At 36.3% G+C, this 19157-nt stretch carries 19 protein-coding genes; 15 read left to right on the top strand and 4 right to left on the bottom strand.

Going from position 1 to position 19157, the window contains the following annotated elements:
* The first annotated feature begins 5 nt into the window (after positions 1–5).
* From DQN23_RS08650 to DQN23_RS08620, 7 genes are all read left to right on the top strand, one after another.
* Positions 6–527: a ClbS/DfsB family four-helix bundle protein gene (locus DQN23_RS08650; RefSeq protein WP_111713096.1), complete on the top strand. Its 522-nt coding sequence runs from the start codon at positions 6–8 to the stop codon at positions 525–527.
* 620 nt (positions 528–1147) lie between these two features.
* On the top strand, positions 1148–1654 hold the full coding sequence (locus DQN23_RS08645; protein ID WP_111713047.1) for a hypothetical protein: 507 nt from the start codon (positions 1148–1150) through the stop codon (positions 1652–1654).
* A 195-nt stretch (positions 1655–1849) separates the two neighbouring features.
* On the top strand, positions 1850–2170 hold the full coding sequence (locus DQN23_RS08640) for a hypothetical protein (protein ID WP_111713046.1): 321 nt from the start codon (positions 1850–1852) through the stop codon (positions 2168–2170).
* 57 nt (positions 2171–2227) lie between these two features.
* Positions 2228–2479 (top strand): hypothetical protein, encoded by a 252-nt coding sequence (locus tag DQN23_RS08635; RefSeq protein ID WP_111713045.1) that lies wholly within the window; start codon positions 2228–2230, stop codon positions 2477–2479.
* Entirely contained in the window at positions 2430–3344 is a 915-nt protein-coding gene (locus DQN23_RS08630) for an FtsK/SpoIIIE domain-containing protein (RefSeq protein WP_233422883.1), read from the top strand. The genes DQN23_RS08635 and DQN23_RS08630 overlap by 50 nt, the downstream gene beginning before the upstream one ends.
* Positions 3331–3579: a hypothetical protein gene (locus DQN23_RS08625; RefSeq protein ID WP_111713044.1), complete on the top strand. Its 249-nt coding sequence runs from the start codon at positions 3331–3333 to the stop codon at positions 3577–3579. Before DQN23_RS08630 ends, DQN23_RS08625 begins: the two co-directional genes overlap by 14 nt.
* Positions 3580–3594: 15 nt before the next feature.
* Complete coding sequence (locus DQN23_RS08620) at positions 3595–5091, top strand: tyrosine-type recombinase/integrase (RefSeq protein ID WP_111713043.1); 1497 nt, start codon at positions 3595–3597, stop codon at positions 5089–5091.
* An 86-nt stretch (positions 5092–5177) separates the two neighbouring features.
* On the opposite strand, the gene DQN23_RS08615 is transcribed toward DQN23_RS08620, so the two are convergent.
* From DQN23_RS08615 to rpmF, 3 genes are all read right to left on the bottom strand, one after another.
* A complete protein-coding gene (locus DQN23_RS08615; RefSeq protein WP_111713042.1) occupies positions 5178–6560 on the bottom strand; it encodes a hypothetical protein in 1383 nt (460 codons plus the stop codon).
* Positions 6561–6706: 146 nt separating this feature from the next.
* Entirely contained in the window at positions 6707–6856 is a 150-nt protein-coding gene (gene rpmG, locus DQN23_RS08610) for a 50S ribosomal protein L33 (RefSeq protein ID WP_002262412.1), read from the bottom strand.
* A 15-nt stretch (positions 6857–6871) separates the two neighbouring features.
* Positions 6872–7048 (bottom strand): 50S ribosomal protein L32, encoded by a 177-nt coding sequence (gene rpmF, locus DQN23_RS08605; RefSeq protein WP_003066947.1) that lies wholly within the window; start codon positions 7046–7048, stop codon positions 6872–6874.
* A gap of 288 nt (positions 7049–7336) precedes the next feature.
* On the opposite strand from rpmF, the gene hisS reads away from it, so the two are divergent.
* The 5 genes from hisS to DQN23_RS08580 all read left to right on the top strand — a co-directional run bounded on the left by hisS (position 7337) and on the right by DQN23_RS08580 (position 13882).
* The gene (hisS, locus tag DQN23_RS08600; protein WP_111713041.1) at positions 7337–8614 is read left to right on the top strand and encodes a histidine--tRNA ligase; all 1278 of its coding nucleotides are present in this window, start codon (positions 7337–7339) and stop codon (positions 8612–8614) included.
* Between the two features lie 155 nt (positions 8615–8769).
* Positions 8770–10518: an aspartate--tRNA ligase gene (gene aspS, locus DQN23_RS08595; RefSeq protein ID WP_020917606.1), complete on the top strand. Its 1749-nt coding sequence runs from the start codon at positions 8770–8772 to the stop codon at positions 10516–10518.
* Positions 10511–11449, top strand: a complete 939-nt coding sequence (locus tag DQN23_RS08590) for a YitT family protein (RefSeq protein WP_020917605.1) — start codon at positions 10511–10513, stop codon at positions 11447–11449. Before aspS ends, DQN23_RS08590 begins: the two co-directional genes overlap by 8 nt.
* 44 nt (positions 11450–11493) lie before the next feature.
* Positions 11494–12360, top strand: coding sequence for a YitT family protein (locus DQN23_RS08585; protein WP_111713040.1), 867 nt, complete (start codon positions 11494–11496; stop codon positions 12358–12360).
* Positions 12361–12463: 103 nt separating this feature from the next.
* Positions 12464–13882, top strand: coding sequence for a prolyl oligopeptidase family serine peptidase (locus DQN23_RS08580; RefSeq protein WP_111699143.1), 1419 nt, complete (start codon positions 12464–12466; stop codon positions 13880–13882).
* Positions 13883–13929: 47 nt separating this feature from the next.
* Here the strand turns inward: DQN23_RS08580 and argS are convergent, their stop codons facing one another.
* Positions 13930–15621: an arginine--tRNA ligase gene (argS, locus tag DQN23_RS08575; RefSeq protein WP_111713039.1), complete on the bottom strand. Its 1692-nt coding sequence runs from the start codon at positions 15619–15621 to the stop codon at positions 13930–13932.
* Between the two features lie 189 nt (positions 15622–15810).
* Here argS and argR point away from each other — a divergent pair, with 189 nt between their 5' ends.
* From argR to mutS, 3 genes are read left to right on the top strand one after another with little or no spacing between them, the layout of a single operon-like run.
* A complete protein-coding gene (gene argR, locus DQN23_RS08570; RefSeq protein WP_020917601.1) occupies positions 15811–16248 on the top strand; it encodes an arginine repressor in 438 nt (145 codons plus the stop codon).
* Positions 16245–16598: a YlbF family regulator gene (locus tag DQN23_RS08565; protein ID WP_020917600.1), complete on the top strand. Its 354-nt coding sequence runs from the start codon at positions 16245–16247 to the stop codon at positions 16596–16598. Before argR ends, DQN23_RS08565 begins: the two co-directional genes overlap by 4 nt.
* Positions 16585–19152 carry a DNA mismatch repair protein MutS gene (mutS, locus tag DQN23_RS08560; protein ID WP_058814330.1) on the top strand — a complete coding sequence of 856 codons (2568 nt, stop codon included), beginning with the start codon at positions 16585–16587 and terminating at the stop codon, positions 19150–19152. The genes DQN23_RS08565 and mutS overlap by 14 nt, the downstream gene beginning before the upstream one ends.
* The last annotated feature ends 5 nt before the right edge of the window (positions 19153–19157 follow it).

The raw sequence follows: 19157 nt of genomic DNA, 5'->3' as shown, positions 1-19157 counted from the left end.
AAGAAATGAGAACATATTCAGATAAAAACGAACTTAAGGAAGAAGTACTAAAATCATATAAAAAATATATTGCTGAATTCAATGACATTCCTGAGAAGTTGAAAGATTTAAGAATTGATGAGGTTGATAGGACACCAGCGGAGAATCTAGCCTATCAGGTTGGCTGGACTACCCTGATACTAAAATGGGAGTCAGATGAACAGAGTGGCTTAGAAGTTAAAACACCAACTGAGACGTTTAAATGGAATCAACTTGGAGAGCTATATCAGCATTTTACTGAGACCTACGCTAGTCTAACCATCAAAGAACTTACGGCTCAACTCAATGATAATGTAGATACTATAGGTAACATGATTGATTCAATGAGCGACGAAGTCCTATTTAAACCTCATATGAGAAAATGGGCTGATAGTGCGACTAAGAATGCAGTCTGGGAAGTTTATAAGTTTATTCATATTAATACGGTAGCTCCTTTCGGAACATTTAGAACTAAGATTCGCAAGTGGAAAAAAGTTGCTTTAAAGTGATTCCATAAAAACTTGGAAGTATGACGGATATAGGAGATGTTTGAATAGATAATATACTTTTAATCAGACAAAAATCAGACAAAACTACATTTTAAGCAAGCAAAAAAGCCTAGAAACGTTGATTTCATAGGCTTTCTGTATGATGTCTTATTTTACTTCAGTAAAGAAAATGTTATTTTAATGAAGTATTATGATACTTAGAAAGCTTTATCTGACAGGATTTATATCGGATAGAAAGCGAGTGATATATAGTGAATTGTAGATTACTTGAACTTTAATCAGTTAGGAATCAGTTATAAAAAAATAACCACGACAAACGCATGAAGAAAAAAGTTCCAATAAATTTCTGAAATACAAAAATTTATTCTAAAAAGTTAAGGAGTCAAGAACAATAGTTACAGAAAGCAATCTTTTCAAGAACTATTGATAGAAAAGAAACCAAATTTTTTGAGTAAAATTTCACAAAACACCTAAAAATTTAGACTTTTGATATTTTCAAAACTTTTTCAATAAATGATTTTCTTCATACGTTTGTCTTGAAAAATAACTTTTTTCTTGCATTTAGATATCCCATGTGATATTATAGTGTAAGATACGATAGAACATAAAGGGGAGAGAAAATGAGTAGAGAGTATAAAACAGTTCGAGTTGCTCATGAGACAAAATATTGGCTAAATGAACTTATTTTCTTAAAGGAAGAGCAACTAAAAAGTGAAAAGAATTTTTTAATAGATAAGTATGAGGCAATATTGAAAGAATATGAAGATTTTTCTCAGGGATATTCACCAACTTTATCTATCATGGTTTCAAGTGGAAGTATCTTGGAGGCAGCATATTATTTTGTAAAAGAAAAAGATGATAGGAAAGAGATTGAGTGGTCTCAAGTCTTTGCAGAAATAGCAAGCCAGAAAGTAGATTATTCGCAAGAAGTTGGGACGATTACTCCAAGATTCTATCTGTTTAGTGATGTGTTACAAGGTTTAGAGGATTATAGGTATAAATTAAAACCAGACTCTATGCAGAGGGTGATTAACTTGAATTACGTCATTAAGATTTTTATATATCTTTATTATCGTTCGAAGACAGAAGAAATTGAATTGTTTAAGGCAAAACGAATTAATAAATAATAAGGATGGTTTTCATCTTTATTATTTATTAATTAAAGTTCTATAGTGTCATACACTATATTTTTAAGATAAAAGTTCTATAGAGTGTTACACAAAGAAACAAACAGGGAGTAAAAAAATGAAAGCAAGAGCTTCGCCTTTACTTATTAAAAATATTGACTATAACAACAAAATAGAAAATGGAGAAATATATAGATGAAAAAATTTAAAGAAATTTTCCTCAACGAAGGAATGAAAATGCCGAATAATAATGGAATTAAGCGAGTACAAAGCTTTAATTCAGATGTATCAGTAAATTTTCTCTTAGATGATGAATCCAGAGATCTTTTAAAGGAAAAATTGCCAATTGAGGGGGTAATCTATGAGCCTACTTTGAAGAAGTTAGCAGAAAACATCATTATTCTTAATCGTCAAAAACACCGTATTTCTGATGAATCTAGGATTAGCTTGATGAACAAAGAGATTTACCAAGGTTACAGGGAAGCTTCTTTTTACACCTCAATAATTGAAGCTTAGTGATGATATAAGGGGAGCTAACCCCTCCCCCTTTTGTTTTAAGAAAGGACAAATTTCATGAAAATCTACAAACTATTGTTTTATATAACTTATCCAGCGTTAGTCTTTTCTATTTACTTGCTATTAGATATGACAAGCGAATACGGAACTCCTTTAATAGAAACGGTTTTTGTTGCTGGGGGGTTCTTAGTTATCCCACTTTTGTTATGGTCGTTGGACATTATATCAGTTGAAAGCGTGAAGGAAGAGAGTGCTGATAATGAGAAGAATAATAAGGCGAGTGTTACGATGGAACAAACAGAGGCTTAGAACGGTTAAGCCAAACCTATACATTCCTATCATATATAGCAAAATAATTTCAAGATATTTTTATTGTGTTTTCGCAGTTTTAATTTTAGCTAGTGTCCTATTATTTCAAGAAAATATTATTAGTTCAATTGTTGGCATATTCTTTTTAGGGATGTTTTACCTTATATTCCGTTTTTGGAAAAAGTTTCAGCAAATATATCTAAATGGAATTAACTATAATTTACAATATATGATTGTCTCCAATAAATTTTATGATAGTCAGGTAGTCAATGGCAGAGAAGAAATCACAAATTATTTAGTTCTAAAATATAGAGAAACTGAGTTGAATATAGAAATTTATGCTATGAAATATGGCGATAAGTATAATGATTTAGCCTCTAATTTGGGTTCTCTTCTATCTAGTTCACTCTCTCTAGAATTGGGGGAAATGACAGAAACAATCAGTCAAGTAAGGTATATTTTTCCTAAATTTGCCGAAATGAGATTAACTTGGGAAGATACGCTTCTAATCAATAATATAACTGTTTCAGAAAAGGTCAGTTGGCAATTTGGATCTCCACCTCATGTGCTTTTGGCTGGTTCAACGAAGTCAGGTAAAACGGTCATGATTGAAAATCTTGTGGCTCAATACTTAACTTTAGGGGCTGAAATAAAATTACTCGACCCCAAAAAAGGAGAACTTTCTTGGCTTGTTGGTCGAAAGTTGGAGGATAGACTAGGTTATAAAGTGGTCTATAATAGCCCTTTTCAAATTGCAGGAGCTTTAAGAGAGGCAGTTGAGGAGATGAATAGGCGATTTCAAGTCATGGCTGATAATCCAGATACCTATATTTCCAAAGGGAAAGTGTTCAATGGTAGAGATTAAGACAAAGTCAGATTATGATTTGACTAAAAATTGGTATCGGAAAAAAGAGTTTCTAGATGAACTTTGGAAGGGTATGAAACTGCCAACTTTGGATCATTACATTCGCCAAATGAGAAGTAGTCCTTATTCTTTTGGAATTTGTGGAACTCATGGGAATGTCTTTATACATGCAGAAGTTTTCAAAGATTGGTTTGATTATAAAATTTTCCATGAAAACGAGGCAGTTATTGCTTAGCACAAGGAGGGGAAAATGAAAGTAGGTAAGACTACTCGAGTTTTAACGGTCTATCAATGGAAACCAGACCCTTCTAAGAAAGGTAATGTACTTGTTAAATTTGCAATGAGGTATACTCACCCCTTGATAACAAAAAGTCGCTATAAGTATCTTACAGGAGGGGAAAATAAAGGGTGGTATTCTACTAAGGCAACACCAACAGGAAAGGACAGTAAGGGACACGAGAAGTTACTTATTTCGGACATAAAGAATAGTCAGCTGATAACAAAAGTTTCAAAGTTACTAAATGAAATGATTGATGAAACCATATTAGATTTGACTGGAGAAAAACCAAAGAAATTAGAGCCTAGTAAAACTTTATGCCTTAAAGATATAGCTAGACCGTATGATGAAAATAACGAGTTATACGGTTTAGCTTTTAGGTGGTGGGTCAATCGTGTTAAGCCTGCCAAGAATACTCTAAAGACTAGAGTTAGTGTTTATAACCAGCATATTTCCCCATATTTCAACGAAAATATGAGTCTTAAACAGTTCTGTATGGAACAGGAAAAAATGCAAGCTATTATAAATAATGCAAGTGAGGGGACTTCAAAGAATATTCATATCTATCTTAAAATGATATTTGATTGGGCAGTAGAACAAGGAGAATTGACAGCGTCGCAACACCCTATTCTGAATAAGAGGGTTAAACGTAAGACGCTAACAAGTGCAGAGGAGCAGGCAAAACTTAGGGAAGATATAGCTGAAAAATATCTTGAAGTTGACGAGGCTAATCAAGTATTTAAGATTATTGAAAACTGGACTAAGCGACATAATAATGAACTGGTTGCTGATGTACTTAGAATAATTTACTTGACAGGTATGAGACCGAGTGAGGCATTAGGTTTGAATGAAGATGTTCTAGATTTCAAGAATAAACTCATTAAGGTTCATTGGCAAAGGGCAAGTCATAATAAGACTGACAAAGAAATGGCAGAGGAAGGTTTACGTGATGAGAAGGAACGATACAGAGCAATTCTAAAGACTAAAGAAAGTGTTAGAACTATCCCAATGTCACCAAAAGTAGAACAAATCTTACTGAAATATATTGAACGAAATAAGTTTCAAGCAGAATTCAATCCAACTTATAAAGATATGGGCTATATATTTACTAGAATCTACATTAAAGGCAAGAATCAACAAGGTAGCCCACTGTACCATACAGAAATTTCAATGTTCTTAAGAGGTGGAGCTAGCCAGTCGGCAAAGTATAATAAGAAAAGCGGAAAACCTTATAAAGATATTGATGACTTAGTAGATTTTGGTAGACCTATTCATATAGTTCCTCACATGTTTCGACATAGCTTTGTTTCAGTTATGGCAGAGAAGAATGTAAGCCTAAATGTTATTAGAGAATTTGTAGGACATTCAGAAGATAGTAGAGAGATAGAAAAAATCTACCTTCATGTTATGCAAAAAGGAAAGGATAAGATTGAACAAGCTATGATAGATTTGGCTGAAATTATCTCTTAATGATTACAATCAGTTAAAATTCAATTATTTTGCTAAAGTAAAAAGAAAAAAAGCCTTTGAAATCAACATTTCAAAGGTTTTAAACATCATTTGTGATTTCTATAAATTAGTATTCCAATAGACAAAAGGATAGTAATCAAAGCACTTATTGATAAAATTTTAATATTATCAGTAAAAATATCTACAACTTCAAGAACAGAGACAGAACCGACAAGGAACAATATGATTTCCATCATTTTATTTTTTTGTAAATCATTAAACTGGTTTCGATCTTTTAATAAGGCAAATTCTTCTTGTTTAATTTTCTCTATATATTCATCGTGCTTAAAATAAGAATTTTGTTGCAAATGGGTAAATAGATCAAAAACTGCTCGATGATTGATTCGATAGATAAAAAGAGAAGATCTTTTATAGTTGTGAATCCACTCATTAAATTTAATCAGTTGTTTATCATTTGAAAGTTTAAATTTTTCGAGTCCATCCATAATAGTTTCATCTAAACACACTAATTGAAAGAACGGAGTAGCAGAAGCTAAAAAGAGACCGGCTTGTTGTAGAAAATTAGATTCAAAATCATTAGAATTGTCATCATTCCAAATGATATAATTTGCTCCTTTGTTTATGTAGTTGATAGAATCTAAATCAAAATAGTTTGTTAAATAGTATTTTGATTTCTCTTTAGAAGATAGAGATTGTATGCTATATGGGGCATTAATCATCCAAGTATACAATTTGTCTTTTTTAAAAAAATCCATTTTATTCATCTCACTCATATTGGTAATAAAATGTAAAAAAAAGAAACGTTCACTTAACTGTATTCCCCCATTTATTGAAGACAATTCTTTTTTTATATAATTTAAAATATCATCTAATTGTTGTGAAGAGTTTAGAGAGTAAGATTTATTTTTCTTTTTAAAATCAGGAAATAGTTTGGCTACCATTTTGGTATAAGGGTGTAAAAACTCAATATCATAAAAGGAATTTCTCAAATCCTCAAATAATTCAATTATTATTGATCCATTTTGATAAACGGTAAGTGTAACAAAGTAAAGGTATATTTCCCCTTCTATACTAAATTCTATAAGAGGAGTGAAGACAAATTTAACAAATGGATTAGATTTGGAACTATATAGACAATTTTGTTTCTCTTTTTCTAGTTTTTCGAAATATAAATTTAAATAGTAGTTAGTTTTCTCGTCTATTTTGCTTTTTAAATGTTGTAACTTTTTTGGAACTATCCATGATTCATGTTTTTTAGAAAAAAGTTGGTTATCTTCCGTACCTATTAATTCCATAATTGTAGCAGGATGATTTTTAAATTTCTTAGTTATTATTTCCGTTAATTTATTATTTTCTATTTTGTATAAGTCGGTGCTTAGCATATAAAAACAAGTGATTTTAATTTCTTCAATTTGTTTGGAAATTTCAGGAATTTTTTCAGAGAAATTGATGCTATTTGTCTTCTTCATATTATCTACCTTCAAAAATTTTCTTACGATAATTATATCAAAATTTAGTGTGATCAAATTATAATCAGTTAAAATTCAGTTATTTTGCTAAAACCAAAAGAAAAAAGCCTTTGAAATGTTGATTTCATAGGCTTTTCTTATCTCAATTATTTAACTTCAGTAAAGATCACGTGTTTACGCAATTTTGGTGAGTATTTTTTCAATTGAAGACGGTCTGGAGTGTTACGTTTGTTTTTTGAAGTAAGGTACAAGCGTTCACCAGATTCTTTGTGTTCAAGTGTAATATTTACGCGCATGGTATCTCCCTTCTATTATTTAGCTGCTTTAGCGATTTTACGTCCTTTGTAGTATCCTTTAAGTGATACACGGTGAGAACGTGAGTAATCTCCAGTAGTTTCGTCAAATTTAACTGATGGAGCAGTCAATTTGTAGTGTGTACGACGTTTGTTTTTCTTCGCTTTTGAAGTGTGACGTGCAGGTACTGCCATGTTTTATTTCCTCCGATAATATTTTTAATTTGTTCTTGATTTTGAATCAACTTTAACATAATAACATATCTTTTTTGTAAAGTAAAGTTACTTGACAAAAAAATTGAAAAAGTTGGCAATTTAACGTTTTCAGGCGAGTTTGGGTTTAATAAAATACGAAAAATAAATAGTCCCTTCTTCTTTAGCTGCCCTTTTTATGATAAAATAAAGAGTGATTGAATAGCTACAATAGTAGAAAGGAATTAATGGGCTGAATTTACAAAAATTTGGTGCCGGTATATCTTATTTATGAAATTACAAAAACCTAAAGGAACACAAGATATTTTACCTAGCGAAAGCGCTAAATGGCAATATGTCGAAGCTGTTGCACGTGAAACCTTCAAAAAATACAACTACAGTGAAATTCGTACACCAATGTTCGAACATTACGAAGTTATCAGTCGTTCAGTCGGTGATACAACTGACATCGTAACAAAAGAAATGTATGATTTCCATGATAAAGGTGACCGCCATATCACTTTGCGTCCAGAAGGAACAGCGCCAGTGGCTCGTTCTTTTGTGGAAAATAAATTATTTGCACCAGAAGTTCAAAAACCAGTTAAAATGTACTACATTGCCTCAATGTTTCGTTACGAACGTCCACAAGCTGGTCGTTTACGTGAATTCCACCAAGTCGGTGTTGAGTGCTTTGGTTCAGCAAATCCAGCTACAGACGTTGAAACAATCGCTATGGCTTACCAATTGTTCCAAACACTGGGCATTAAAGATGTCACACTTCACTTGAATACTCTAGGAAGTGCTGCTAGCCGTGCTGCTTACCGTCAAGCTTTGATTGATTATTTGACACCAATGCGTGACAAATTGTCAGCAGATAGCCAACGTCGTTTGGATGAAAACCCACTTCGTGTTCTTGACTCAAAAGAAAAAGAAGATAAAGTAGCTGTTGAAAATGCACCATCAATCCTTGATTACCTTGATGAAGAAAGTCAAGCTCACTTTGATGCCGTGCGTGAAATGCTTGAAACACTTAACATCCCATATGTGATTGATACTAATATGGTTCGTGGACTTGACTACTACAACCACACTATCTTTGAATTCATCACAACTGTTGATAAATCTGAGTTGACAATCTGTGCAGGTGGTCGCTACGATAGCCTTGTTGAATACTTTGACGGACCAGAAACACCAGGATTTGGTTTTGGACTTGGTCTTGAACGTTTGCTTCTTATCTTGGACAAACAAGGTATTGAATTACCAGTTGAAAAAGAAATGGATGCTTATATTGCTGTCTTGGGACAAGGTGCTAACATTAAAGCTTTGGAATTGGTACAAGCTATCCGTAACCAAGGCTTCTCAGCTGAACGTGATTACCTTGGACGCAAGATTAAAGCACAATTCAAATCAGCTGACGCTTTCAATGCTAAAACAGTCATCACATTAGGTGAAAGCGAAATTGAAGCAGGTCAAGCCACTGTTAAAAATAATAAAACACGTGAAGAAGTTTCAGTCAGCTTTGCAGATATCGAAACAAACTTTGCAGAAATCCTTGCTAAATTAAGCTAAAAAAGCAATCTTTGCAAAAAGTTATGAGCTCTTTGTTAATGAAAAGGCTTAATGAGAAAAGAATTTGAAAAACTCCCCCACATGGGTGGGGTTTTTCTTTGCTTTTTGCTATAATAGATGGGAATGAATAAATTTAAAACGGAGAATCATATCAAATGAAACGTACAATGTATGCTGGTCGTGTTCGCAGCGAACACATTGGCCAAGAAATTACTCTAAAAGGTTGGGTCGGACGTCGTCGTGACCTAGGGGGACTTATTTTCATCGATCTTCGTGACCGCGAAGGTATCATGCAATTAGTCATCAACCCGGAGAAAGTTTCAAGTGATGTTATGGCAACTGCAGAAAGTCTTCGTAACGAATTCGTTATCGAAGTAACTGGTGTCGTTGCACAACGTGAACAAGAAAACACTAACTTGCCAACTGGTGCTGTTGAATTGAAAGTATCAGCATTGACAGTTTTGAACACCGCTAAAACAACACCATTTGAAATCAAAGATGATGTGGAAGTTAGCGATGATAACCGTCTTCGTTACCGTTACTTGGATCTTCGTCGTCCAAAAATGCTTAACAACTTCAAATTGCGTGCCAAAGTAACTCACTCAATCCGTAACTACTTGGATGGTTTAGAATTTATAGATGTTGAAACACCAATATTGACAAAATCTACTCCAGAAGGCGCGCGTGACTACTTGGTACCAAGCCGTGTGAACCAAGGTCATTTCTACGCTTTACCACAAAGTCCACAAATCACAAAACAATTGTTGATGAACGCTGGTCTCGACCGCTACTATCAAATCGTTAAATGTTTCCGTGACGAAGACTTGCGTGGTGACCGTCAACCTGAATTTACACAGGTCGATATGGAAACATCATTCTTGTCAGATAAAGATATCCAAGATATCACTGAAGGAATGATTGCTAAAGTCATGAAAGACACTAAAGGAATCGATGTTACATTGCCATTCCCACGTATGTCTTATGATGATGCAATGAACAACTACGGTTCAGATAAACCTGATACACGTTTTGAAATGCTTTTACAAGACTTGACAGACCTTGTCAAGAATGTTGACTTCAAAGTCTTCTCACAAGCTCCAGTCGTAAAAGCAATCGTTGTTAAAGGTAATGCAGATAAATACTCACGTAAAAGCATTGATAAATTAACAGAATTCGCAAAACAATTTGGTGCCAAAGGTCTTGCTTGGGTTAAATTTACTGATGGTTCTCTTAACGGACCTGTTGCCAAATTCTTGACAAGTATTGAAGATAAGTTGACAGCAAGTTTACAACTTGAAGACAATGATTTGGTACTTTTCGTTGCTGATACACTTGAAGTTGCTAACAACACACTTGGTGCACTTCGTACACGTATCGCTAAAGAACTTGATATGGTTGACAATTCTAAATTCAACTTCCTTTGGGTTGTTGATTGGCCAATGTTTGAATGGTCTGAAGAAGAAGGACGTTATATGTCTGCTCACCACCCATTCACATTGCCAACTGAAGAATCAGCTCACGAATTAGAAGGTGACCTTGCTAAAGTTCGTGCCATTGCATACGATATCGTTCTTAACGGTTATGAACTCGGTGGTGGTAGCCTACGTATCAACCAACGTGAATTGCAAGAACGTATGTTCAAAGCTCTTGGCTTTACAGCTGAAGAAGCAGCTGACCAATTTGGTTTCTTGCTAGAAGCTATGAATTACGGATTCCCACCACATGGTGGACTTGCTATCGGTCTTGACCGTTTCGTTATGCTTCTTGCTGGTGAAGACAACATTCGTGAAGTTATTGCCTTCCCTAAAAATAACAAAGCAACTGACCCAATGACACAAGCACCTAGCCTTGTTTCAGACAAACAATTAGAAGAATTGGCTTTAGCAACTAAAACTAATGATTAAAAAAGCATCCTTAAAAAAGAAAACAAAGTATATCGTTAGCCGTCGGGCTAAGAAATATGGCCTCTTAAAAACGATGCAAAGCATTTCAAGAGAGAAGTACGCGGAAAAAATTTCCGCTTCTCTTTTTTATGGTTTGCTTTCAGCTATCGCGGTAAACTTCTTCTTCCAACCAGGACACGTCTATTCAAGTGGTGCAACAGGTTTGGCACAGGTTTTGTCAGCGATTAGCGAGCGTTTGATTGGCTTTAGATTGCCGATTTCTATCGTTTTTTATGCCATTAACTTGCCGCTATTAATCTTGGCTTGGTATAAAATTGGCCATAAATTTACCGTTTTTACCCTGATTACAGTTTCCATGAGTTCATTCTTCATCCAAATTGTTCCAGAGATTACGCTAACAACTGATCCACTTGTCAATGCTATTTTTGGTGGTTTGGTTATGGGTACTGGGGTTGGATTTAGTTTGAAATCACGTATTTCCAGTGGTGGTACTGACATTGTCAGCTTGACCATTCGTAAAAAAACGGGACGTGATGTCGGAAGTATCGCCCTCATGGTAAATGGCGTTATCATGATTTTTGCGGGCATCCTATTTGGTTGGCAGTATGCTCTTTACTCAATGGTGACTATTTTCGTCTCAAGTCGTGTGACGAATGCGATTTTCACAAAACAAAAGAAAATGCAGGCAATGATTGTAACCAGCTGCCCAGAAAAAGTTATCGCTATGATTCACACTAAACTTCATCGCGGTGTGACACAGATAAATAATGCTGAGGGAACTTACAATCATGAAAAGAAAGCAATTCTGCTAGCTATTATTACTCGTGAAGAATACAATGATTTCAGATATTTGATGAGGAAAACAGATCCTAAGGCCTTTGTTTCGGTTGCTGAAAATGTTCATATTATTGGACGTTTTGTCGATGACTAACCTTTTGATTAATTTCCAATAATCAGTTTTAGGAGGAGTGTAATATGGCTCAAAAGCTTAGACAAGTACGAAGCCTATTGTTGATTGCTCTTGGTGTAGCAATGTATACCTTTGGTTTTGTTAAATTTAATATGGCAAATGCTCTTGCTGAAGGTGGCGTTGCAGGGGTAACCTTGATTATCCATGCGCTTTATAAAATTGACCCAGCTTATACTTCTCTCATTTTAAATATTCCTTTGTTTATCATGGGAGCTCGAATTTTGGGGCGAAAATCATTAGCCTTGACCATTTATGGGACAGTTTTACTTTCCTTCTTTATCTGGTTTTGGCAACAAGTACCAGTGAAAATTGTGCTGCAAAATGACATGATGTTGGTTGCTGTTGTTGCTGGTTTATTTGCTGGTGCAGGTAGTGGACTGGTTTTCCGATATAGTGCAACAACAGGTGGTACAGATATCATTGGACGCGTGATTGAGGAAAAATTTGGCTTTAAATTAGGTCAAACGCTTCTATTTGTGGATGCTCTTGTATTGACAGCGTCACTTGTTTACATTGATTTACAACACATGCTTTACACTTTGGTAGCAAGTTTTGTGTACAGTCAAGTGCTAACAATTGTGCAAAATGGTGGTTATACAGTACGCGGAATGATTATCATTACCCAAAAATCGCAAGAAGCTGCGGATGCTATTTTAAATGGTATTAACCGTGGGGTCACTTACCTAAATGGACAGGGGGCTTACTCAGGGAATGAAAAAAATATCTTGTACGTTGTTTTGAATCCAGGTGAAGTTCGTGATGTCAAAGTTATCATGGCTGATCTGGACCCAGATGCTTTTATTTCCATTATAGATGTTGACGAAGTTGTTTCCTCTGACTTTAAAATCAGACGAAAGAACTACGATAAATAGTCAAAAAGGCGAGGTGGTTTCACCCGTCTTTTTTTGATTGACATAAATGCGGAAAATTCATAAACTAAAGGAAAACGATTACAGTGTATAGGAGTGATTTGAGATGGTTAAAAGAATTAATGTCACAATTGCTAAAGTTTCCATGATTATTAAAGGTTATGAATGTGGACCAGGTGTTCCAAAATTTTTGGTACAGTTAACGCATAAAGTGTCAGGAGTTATCGCTGATAAGCTCCTAGTCGGGACTGCAGGTAAGGATCGTCAGATTAGTCGAGTATACTTGTCAGATGACAAGGGACAAGAAGTTAGCAGTGCCAGTGAGTATCTAGTTATCCAAATGCCTGTTACTTTTGATAGTCAAAAAAATACTGCTGTAGCTTGTCCATTTTATTACAATCTAGAAACTTTGCACAACACTTGGGTAGAAGATTATCCAGTTACTATAAAGGGATTAGAAGTATTTTTTGGTGGTGAAGTGGCTGAACTATCTGGAACTTTTGATATTATCCATAACCGTCTATCGCCGGATACTGATAACTTTAATAAGCGTGGCTTTTATTCTGGCACTTATCTTAATCCATTGACGAAAGAAAATGAAAAACTCACCCTTCACTATGTGGCTTACGAACCTAAACCCTTAAAATCGGGAGAGAGTTTTCCTTTACTTATCTGGCTTCATGGTCAAGGTGAAGGCGGGGTAGACACGGATATTACCCTTCTTGGAAATGAAGTAGTAGCTCTTGCAAGACCTGAGATTCAATCACATTTTTCAACAAATGATCAAAAAGGAGTTTATGTTTTAGCGGTTCAATCGCCAACATATTGGATGGATGAGGGCGATGGGACCAATGGTGCGGGCGCTGGTAATTCGCGTTACACAGAGATTTTGATGGATACTATCAAAAATTATGTTGCGAGCACGCCAGCTGTGGATACCAAGCGCATTTACCTAGCAGGTTGTTCAAATGGCGGCTACATGACGATTAATCTTGCTATTTCAAATCCTGGTTATTTTGCGGCTCTAGTCCCTCAAGCGGCAGCCTATTCTTATTATCAATATGAGAGAAATACTGACGTTTCATACGCTATCTCACCTTTTTCTAATAGCTTCATTCGTAACGATGCCCTTTATTTTGATGAGGAAAAAATACTATCGCTAAAAGCGATACCGATGTGGTTTATCCACGCAGCCAATGACACGATTGTTAATCCAAAGGATTATTCACTGCCTATTTATAAGAATTTGCTAGATAGCGGAGCTGAGAACAAGTGGTTTTCATACTTTGAAAGTGTCGAGGGAACAGACATGCAAGGTGTCTCTTACCTTGGGCATTTATCTTGGATTTATTTCTTTAAAGATCAAGTGTCAGGGGTGCAGGATATTTCTGCTATCAAAAGTGCGAAAGATTTATCAGGCTTTTCTCCAAGTAATAAGGGAAAAGGCGGCATAAGCATAGCTAAAGTCTCAGGGAAAACCTATCACAATATCTTTGATTGGTTAAATGACCAGAAGAAAGCATAATAAAAGACCGTTAAAACGGTCTTTTTGACTATGATTGTCAGAAATGATTACATTTCATTAGGAGCTTCAACGCCAAGGAGACGAAGGGCTTCTTTAAGAACTGTAGCAGTTGCGTAGCTTAGTGCTAGACGGCTATCACGTTCAGGGCTTTCGTCAAGGATACGTGTGTGTGCGTAGTATTTGTTGAAGCTTTGTGCAAGGCTGATAGCGAATTTCGCAATGATTGATGGTTCAAAGTTATCAGCTGAACGTTTGATAATGCGTGGGAAGTCTTGGATAAGTTTCACAATTTCCCAGCTTTCAGCATCATCAAGGCTGTAAACGTCGTTTACAGATGGTGTAAACTCAGCTTTACGAAGGATTGATTGGATACGAGCGTGAGCATATTGAACGTAAGGTCCAGTTTCACCTTCAAATGACACCATAGCGTCAAGGTCGAAGTCATAACCGTTCAAGCGGTCTGTTTTCAAATCGTAGAACTTGATAGCGCCGACACCGACAGCATGAGCAACAGCTTCTTTATCAGCAAGGTTAGGGTTTTTAGCGTTGATTTGATCTTCAGCACGTTTAACAGCTTCAGCGATTGTCGGTTCAAGAAGGATAACGTTACCTTTGCGAGTTGAAAGTTTTTTACCTTCTTTAGTAACAAGACCAAATGGTACGTGAGTGATATCTTCATTCCATTTGAAGTCCATTTCGTTAAGAACGGCTTTCAATTGTTTGAAGTGAGCTGATTGTTCGTTACCAACGACGTAGATGGCTTTGGCAAAGTCATAAGTACGTTTGCGGTAAAGAGCGGCAGCCAGGTCACGTGTGATGTAAAGTGTTGCACCGTCAGATTTTTTAATCAATGCTGGATGTTCGATACCGTATTTTTCAAGGTTAACAACTTGAGCACCTTGAGATTCTTCAAGAAGACCTTTTTCAGTCAAGATATCGACAACTTCATCCATTTTATCGTTGTAGAAAGCTTCACCGTTAAAGCTATCAAATGAAACACTAAGTTCATTGTAAAGGCGGTTAAATTCAACAAGACTTTCGTCACGGAACCATTGCCATAGTGAGATAGCTTCTTCGTCGCCTACTTCCAATTTACGGAACCATTCGCGAGCTTCTTCATCAAGTTCTGGTTGTGTCTCAACTTCAGCGTTGATACGAACGTAAAGTTTCAAGAGTTCGTCGATTGGGTGAGCTTTAACAGCTTCTTCGTCACCCCATTTTTTGTAGGCAACAATCAACATACCGAATTGTTTACCCCAGTCACCGAGGTGGTTGATTTTAACAGCTTTATAACCAAGTTTTTCAAAAATATTAGCCAAGCTATCACCGATAACAGTTGAACGAAGGTGTCCAATTGAGAATGGTTTAGCGATGTTTGGACTAGACATATCGATAGCAACATTGCGACCGTGTCCTTCATCTTGGCTAGCGTAGTCGCTTCCGTTTGCGATAACTTGCCCTAGGACATCAGCAGAAATGCTTTTTTTGTCAAGGAAGAAGTTGATATATGGTCCAACAGCTTCGATTTTTTCAAAGCCAGCTGTGTCCATTTTTTCAGCAATATCTGCTGCAATCATTTGTGGTGCTTTACGAAGGATTCGAGCCAATGAGAATGCTGGAAAGGCAAGGTCCCCCATGTCAGAATTTTTTGGCACTTCAAGCAGATTAACAATTTGTTCTTGGTCTAATTCTGGAACAATAGTGTGAATGCGTTCTGCAATTGTACGTTTAGTATCCATGATTTTCTCCTAAATTAGTTAGTCATATTATTTTAACATAAAAATAAGAAATAAACGAGGTAAGTGATAAGAAAACGTTTGAAGGAGTAAACATTAAGACTTTATAAGGAAGATAGCCCAAGGAAAGGTGAAAAAATTCCATTTTTTTGGTATAATTTTAAGGATAAATATACACAAAGGGAAAGTTAAATGAATAAAATAGAACGTCAAAATCGAATCAAACGTTTGATTCAATCAGGCCATATCGGCACGCAAGAGGAAATCAAGCGACATTTGCAGGAAGAAGGCATTAACGTCACTCAAGCGACCTTGTCACGTGACCTTCGTGAAATTGGACTGTTGAAATTACGCGATGCTTCAGGAAAACTCTACTACAGCCTATCAGAAACTTCAGAGACAACTTTTGGAGCAAATATCCGTTCATATATTTTAAAGGTAGCTCGTGCAGGTTTCATGTTGGTGTTACATACTAATCTTGGTGAAGCAGATGTTTTAGCCAACTTGATTGACAGCAGCGATATTGCTGAAATTTTAGGAACTGTGGCTGGCGCTGATACTTTGTTGGTCATTTGTAAAGATGAAGAAACAGCAAAAGCCTTTGAAAGTATCTTGTCAATAGGCTTATGAGCAACTATGAAGAAGCCGTAGAACGATTGCTAGAAGTCATAAAAAAGCATGATAGCGTCATCGAATTTCAGAAGGCTGAAGAAAGGGTAAAGGACTTTCCAGAACTAGAAGAATTGGTCAAAGATATGAAGGCTTATCAGCAGGAGGCTGTGCTTTTTCACAAGATTGATAAAGCGCACGCTGAGAAAAAAGCTGGTGAGCAAGCTGACCAGTTGCAAGAAGAACTATCAGACCTTCCAATTGTCAAAGATTATCGTGCAAAAATGCAAGATGCCAGTGATCTAGTTCAATATATAACAAATAGCTTGGAAACGAAAATTAACGAGGAGTTAAGTAATGGCAAAAGATAAAATTTCTCCAGGCATGCAACAGTATTTGGATGTCAAAAAAGACTATCCAGAGGCTTTTTTACTTTTCCGCATGGGAGACTTTTACGAACTATTTTATGATGACGCCGTTAAGGCGGCACAGATTTTAGAGATTAGTTTAACTAGTCGTAATAAAAATGCTGACAATCCTATTCCGATGGCTGGTGTTCCTTATCATTCAGCCCAACAATACATTGATGTCTTGGTTGAGATGGGGTATAAGGTTGCCATTGCTGAGCAGATGGAAGATCCGAAGCAGGCAGTGGGTGTGGTTAAGCGTGAAGTCATTCAGGTTATTACACCAGGGACAGCGGTTGATTCTTCTAAGCCAGATAATGCTAATAATTTCTTGGTAGCCATCGATTCAGATGGTAAAACTTTTGGTTTGGCATACATGGATGTGTCAACGGGTGAGTTTTACGCGACAAGTTTGTCTGATTTTACAAGCCTAAAAAGTGAGATTTTAAATCTCAAGGCTCGTGAAATCGTGGTTGGTTATGACCTTTCTGAAGATGAGCAACACAGCTTGGTTAAACAACTCAATCTCTTATTATCGTTTGAGCAAGAGCGCTATGAAGATGTGCATTTGATTGACCCTAATTTAACAGCGTTAGAGATTTCTGCTGCTGAAAAATTACTTCAATACGTTCACACAACACAAAAACGTGAACTTAGTCACTTGCAAAAGCTTGTTCACTATGAAATCAAAGACTATCTTCAAATGTCTTATACGACAAAATCAAGTCTTGATTTGCTAGAAAATGCCCGTACTAGCAAGAAACACGGTAGTCTTTATTGGTTGCTTGATGAGACTAAAACTGCCATGGGGATGCGTTTGTTGCGTAACTGGATTGATCGTCCATTGGTTAACCAAGAACAAATTGAAGAACGTCAAAATATTATTCAAGTTTTCTTAGACAACTTCTTTGAACGTAGTGATTTGACGGACAGTCTAAAAGGTGTCTATGATATTGAACGTTTGGCTAGTCGCGTGTCATTTGGAAAAGCCAATCCAAAAGATTTGCTTCAACTTGGTCACACTTTGGGGCAAGTGCCAACGATTAAAGCTATCTTGGAGTCTTTTGATAGTCCGTACCTTGACAAGCTTGTCAACAGCATTGACACTTTACCAGAGCTAAAGTCATTGATTAGCTCTGCTATTGATTCAGATGCTCAAGCGGTGATTACGGAAGGAAGTATTATCAGAACTGGTTTTGATGAGACTTTGGACAAATACCGTAAAGTCATGCGCGAAGGGACAAGCTGGATTGCTGAGATTGAAGCTAAAGAACGTGCGGCAAGTGGCATTACCAATCTAAAAATTGATTACAATAAAAAAGATGGCTATTATTTCCATGTCACAAATTCTAACCTTTCTTTGGTGCCAGATTACTTCTTCCGTAAAGCAACTTTGAAGAATTCAGAGCGTTTTGGTACAGCAGAATTGGCTAAAATTGAAGGTGAAATGCTAGAAGCGCATGAGCAATCAGCGAGTCTGGAATACGATATTTTCATGCGTGTTCGCGCACAGGTGGAACGTTATATTTCACGTCTGCAAGATTTGGCAAAAGCTATTTCTACAGTCGATGTTCTGCAAAGTTTGGCAGTGGTTGCGGAAAATAATCATTACGTGCGTCCAACTTTCAACAATAATCATGAAATTAAGATTGATAAAGGTCGCCATGCAGTTGTTGAAAAAGTCATGGGCACGCAAGAGTATATTCCAAATACCATTACATTTGGCAGAAATACCAATATTCAGCTGATTACTGGTCCAAATATGAGTGGTAAATCAACTTATATGCGTCAGTTAGCTTTGACGGTTATCATGGCACAGATGGGGTCATACGTTGCTGCTGAGAGTGTTAGTCTTCCAGTTTTTGATGCGATTTTCACACGTATCGGTGCGGCGGATGATTTGATTTCAGGTCAGTCAACCTTCATGGTGGAAATGATGGAAGCCAACCAAGCCATTAAACGTGCTAGTGAAAAATCTTTGATTCTCTTTGATGAATTGGGACGCGGGACAGCGACTTATGATGGAATGGCTTTAGCACAATCTATCATTGAGTATATCCATGATCACATTGGTGCTAAGACCATGTTTGCGACTCACTATCATGAATTGACATCTCTGTCAACTACCTTGACACATCTTGTAAACGTCCATGTTGCAACGCTTGAACGTAATGGTGATGTGACTTTTCTTCATAAAATCGCAGAAGGACCAGCTGACAAATCTTATGGTATTCACGTTGCGAAAATTGCAGGTTTGCCAGAAGATTTGTTGCAACGAGCAGGTAGTATTTTAACCAATCTCGAATCAGGTGCTGCGCAGCTTCATTTGACAGCAGAAACTGAAGAGAAAACTCAAGTGAAGACAGAAGCGGCAGAACCTGTTGCAGAGCAGCTTAGCTTATTTGCAGATGACTCAAGTAACCAAGAAGTGATTGAAGCTCTTAAAAAAGTGGACTTGATGAATCTAACACCAATGCAAGCCATGAATGTCATTTATGAATTGAAAAACATGTTATAAAAGTA

It is taken from the genome of Streptococcus lutetiensis (genome assembly GCF_900475675.1).
In the GTDB taxonomy this organism is placed as follows: domain Bacteria; phylum Bacillota; class Bacilli; order Lactobacillales; family Streptococcaceae; genus Streptococcus; species Streptococcus lutetiensis.
The sequence above is the reverse complement of the archived record's forward strand: the minus strand, read 5'-3'. Positions and strand labels throughout refer to the sequence as shown.

Coding starts and splice junctions, on each gene's coding strand:
- DQN23_RS08650 (WP_111713096.1), top strand. CDS start 6: ATGAGAACATATTCAGATAAAAACGAACTTAAGGAAGAAGTACTAAAA.
- DQN23_RS08645 (WP_111713047.1), top strand. CDS start 1,148: ATGAGTAGAGAGTATAAAACAGTTCGAGTTGCTCATGAGACAAAATAT.
- DQN23_RS08640 (WP_111713046.1), top strand. CDS start 1,850: ATGAAAAAATTTAAAGAAATTTTCCTCAACGAAGGAATGAAAATGCCG.
- DQN23_RS08635 (WP_111713045.1), top strand. CDS start 2,228: ATGAAAATCTACAAACTATTGTTTTATATAACTTATCCAGCGTTAGTC.
- DQN23_RS08630 (WP_233422883.1), top strand. CDS start 2,430: ATGAGAAGAATAATAAGGCGAGTGTTACGATGGAACAAACAGAGGCTT.
- DQN23_RS08625 (WP_111713044.1), top strand. CDS start 3,331: ATGGTAGAGATTAAGACAAAGTCAGATTATGATTTGACTAAAAATTGG.
- DQN23_RS08620 (WP_111713043.1), top strand. CDS start 3,595: ATGAAAGTAGGTAAGACTACTCGAGTTTTAACGGTCTATCAATGGAAA.
- DQN23_RS08615 (WP_111713042.1), bottom strand. CDS start 6,560: ATGAAGAAGACAAATAGCATCAATTTCTCTGAAAAAATTCCTGAAATT.
- rpmG (WP_002262412.1), bottom strand. CDS start 6,856: ATGCGCGTAAATATTACACTTGAACACAAAGAATCTGGTGAACGCTTG.
- rpmF (WP_003066947.1), bottom strand. CDS start 7,048: ATGGCAGTACCTGCACGTCACACTTCAAAAGCGAAGAAAAACAAACGT.
- hisS (WP_111713041.1), top strand. CDS start 7,337: ATGAAATTACAAAAACCTAAAGGAACACAAGATATTTTACCTAGCGAA.
- aspS (WP_020917606.1), top strand. CDS start 8,770: ATGAAACGTACAATGTATGCTGGTCGTGTTCGCAGCGAACACATTGGC.
- DQN23_RS08590 (WP_020917605.1), top strand. CDS start 10,511: ATGATTAAAAAAGCATCCTTAAAAAAGAAAACAAAGTATATCGTTAGC.
- DQN23_RS08585 (WP_111713040.1), top strand. CDS start 11,494: ATGGCTCAAAAGCTTAGACAAGTACGAAGCCTATTGTTGATTGCTCTT.
- DQN23_RS08580 (WP_111699143.1), top strand. CDS start 12,464: ATGGTTAAAAGAATTAATGTCACAATTGCTAAAGTTTCCATGATTATT.
- argS (WP_111713039.1), bottom strand. CDS start 15,621: ATGGATACTAAACGTACAATTGCAGAACGCATTCACACTATTGTTCCA.
- argR (WP_020917601.1), top strand. CDS start 15,811: ATGAATAAAATAGAACGTCAAAATCGAATCAAACGTTTGATTCAATCA.
- DQN23_RS08565 (WP_020917600.1), top strand. CDS start 16,245: ATGAGCAACTATGAAGAAGCCGTAGAACGATTGCTAGAAGTCATAAAA.
- mutS (WP_058814330.1), top strand. CDS start 16,585: ATGGCAAAAGATAAAATTTCTCCAGGCATGCAACAGTATTTGGATGTC.